This window comes from Methylobacterium sp. GXS13, assembly GCF_001455965.1.
GTDB lineage: Bacteria > Pseudomonadota > Alphaproteobacteria > Rhizobiales > Beijerinckiaceae > Methylobacterium.
In genome coordinates, this window is record NZ_LKKO01000103.1 from 1 (window position 1) to 2,849 (window position 2,849).

The following is a 2,849-nucleotide window of genomic DNA, read 5'->3' on the forward strand; positions in this document are numbered from 1 at the left end:
GGACGGCGGCGGTGAGGGCGAGGGGGGCGATGGCCGCGGGGGGGCCGGCGACCGGTGCGGGGGGCGGGGACAGGCCGCCGCCGATGACGATCACGTCCGGATCGGGCAGGTTGACCACCGGGGCGGCGGCGCGGCCGAGGCGGTCGAGATGCGTCGCGAGCGTGTCGCGTGCCTGCGCGTCGCCGGTGCGTGCGGCGGCGACGATCGCCTCGGCGGTGAGGCTGCCGCCATGGCGTCGGGCGTGGTCGGCGGCCAGGCCCGGGCCGGACAGCCAGGTCTCGATACAGCCCCGGCGGCCGCAATAGCAATCCGGCCCGGGCTGCTCGTCGCCCCGGGGCGCGGCCAGGGGGCCGTGGCCCCATTCGCCCGCGATGCCGTTGCGGCCGGTGAGCACGCGGCCGTCGATGGCGATGCCGGAGCCGACCCCGGTACCCAGGATCACCGCCCAGACCACTCGGGCGCCGGCGCCGGCGCCGTCGACCGCCTCCGAGACCGCCAGGCAGTTGGCATCGTTCTCGATCCGCACCGGCCGGTCGAGCCGCCGCGCGAGATCAACCCCGAAGGGGTGGCCGTTGAGCCAGTGGGAATTGGCGTTGCGCACGCGGCCGGTCGCGGGCGACAGGCTGCCCGGCATGCCGATGCCGACGCTGCAGGGGGCGCCGGCGTCGGCTTCAAGCTGCACCACCAGGGCGGCCAGGGCCTCGATGGTGGCCCGGTAATCGCCGCGCGGTGCCGGCATCCGGGCCTCGGCCAGGGTCGCACCCCGGGTATCCAGCACGATCCCGGCGATCTTGGTGCCGCCGAGATCGATGCCGAGGCGCGCCTGCCCGGTGGGCGCTGGCATCACTCTGCCGCGGCGACCTTGGTGACCTTGCTGTCGGTCCCCATCGGCTGCGGCGCGTGGTCGGAGATGTCGGTGCCGATCGAGACCGGATGGGCCATGACCTCGTTGAGCTTGGCCATGTCGAGCTCGCCCTCCCAGCGGCTGACCACCACGCAGGCGACGCCGTTGCCCACGAGGTTGGTGAGCGCCCGGCACTCGGACATGAACTTGTCGATGCCGAGAACCAACGTCATGGCGGCGACCGGGACCGGGCTGTTCGGGATCGCCGAGAGCGTGGCCGCGAGGGTGATGAAGCCGGCGCCCGTGACGCCCGAGGCGCCCTTCGAGGTCAGCATCGCCACCAGGATGATCGTCGCGTATTGCGCGAAGGTCAGGTCCGCCCCCACCGCCTGCGCCAGGAACAGCGTGGCGAGCGTCATGTAGATGTTGGTGCCGTCGAGGTTGAACGAGTAGCCGGTCGGGACCACGAGGCCGACCACCGAATCCGAGGCGCCGAGCCGGCGCATCTTAGTCATCAGCTGCGGCAGAACCGTCTCGGACGACGACGTGCCGACGACGATCAGCAACTCGTCCTTGATGTAGGCGAGGAAGCGGAAGATCGAGAAGCCCGCGACCTTGGCGATGCTGCCCAGAACCACGATCACGAACAGGATCGCGGTGACGTAGAAGGTGCCGACCAGCCAGGCGAGGTCGTAGACCTTCTGGATGCCGTACTCGCCGATCGTGAACGCCATGGCGCCGAAGGCCCCGACGGGAGCGAGCTTCACCACGATGCCGATGATCTTGAAGAAGATCTGCCCGGCGGTGTCGATCGCGCTGTTCACCGCGGCGGCGCGCTCGCCGAGGCTGGTAACGACGACGCCGGTGAGGATCGAGATCAGCAGCACCTGAAGCAGGTCGCCGGTGGCGAAGGGATCGAAGAAGCTTTTCGGGATGATCGCCAGGATGTGGGCGACGGTGGAATCGGCGGCCGCCTTGTTGGCGTAGCTCGCGACCTTGCTGGCGTCGAGCTTCGTCGGGTCGGCGTTGAAGCCGGCGCCGGGCCGGATCACCTCGCCGACCAGCACGCCGATCAGCAGCGCCAGGGTCGAGACCACCTCGAAATAGACCAGCGCCTTCACGCCGACCCGGCCGACCTTCTTGAGGTCGCCGACCGAGGCGATGCCGTGCACGATGGTGCAGAAGATGATCGGCGCGATCATCATCTTGATCAGGCCGATAAAGGCGTCGCCCAGCCACTTCATCGCCTTGCCGGTGGCGGGGTCGTACCAACCGAGCAGGACGCCGAGGACGATGGCGATCAGGACCTGGATATAGAGGACCTTGTACCAGGGCTCGCGGGGAGCGCCGGGCGCAGTCGTCGCGTGGGTTGCGTGTGCCATATCCATCCCGTGCACGGTTGCCGTGCATCCTCCCAATCTGCCGGCACGCTAACGACAATCGTCCCCCGCCTCAACGGCGGCTTGGTCTTCCTCCCTGAAGCAAGTGTGACAAAAACCTGTCGATCCCCGACTGAAAAATGGTTGCGCCGGATATTCGGCCCACGCCTATTCGATGCGGATCGACCAGGTAGAACCAAGTTTTCGCGTGGCATCTCCAAACACGCGTCATCGTCCCCACCCGCCGTAAGACGCCGGGGGCATGGCCCAAGAGACCCAGCACGAGGGACGCGGGACGCCGCGGGGACCCAGGTGTCGGCCAGATACGCGCGGGATCCGATCCCCGCGGCGACCCGCGGCACCGGCCGGGCATCACCCCCGGCCGCTGCCGTCTTTCTCGTCGCGATGTCTTGTCAGCGCCCCGATCCTGCGACTCCAATGCCAGCGGTCACTGCCCATGGCGCCCAAGCCGCACGGCCAAGCCTTCGGCCAAACCATTGGCCAAGCCGCTTCGCAGCCGAGACGCCCCCGGAACCCGCATTCACCGCCGTGGTCTCTCACCCGACCTCCGCCTCGTAGTGGGCGGGTCCGCAAGTTGCTCAGGGTCAGCCCAGACCCGGGTCGCC

Annotated in this window: 2 protein-coding genes; both read right to left on the reverse strand. The window is 69.2% G+C overall.

Translation table 11 applies throughout. From position 1 onward, the window contains the following. Window positions 1–844: ROK family protein (locus AO398_RS27070; protein WP_058195396.1), on the reverse strand; the 844-nt coding region annotated here is incomplete at its 3' end. Further along, window positions 844–2,226 (reverse strand): dicarboxylate/amino acid:cation symporter, encoded by a 1,383-nt coding sequence (locus AO398_RS27075; protein ID WP_058195397.1) that lies wholly within the window; start codon window positions 2,224–2,226, stop codon window positions 844–846. The genes AO398_RS27070 and AO398_RS27075, both read right to left, overlap by 1 nt. Window positions 2,227–2,849: the final 623 nt, after the last annotated feature.

What these genes read in the sequence shown, in the direction of transcription:
- AO398_RS27075 (WP_058195397.1), bottom strand. Translation starts at nt 2,226, where the DNA reads ATGGCACACGCAACCCACGCGACGACTGCGCCCGGCGCTCCCCGCGAG.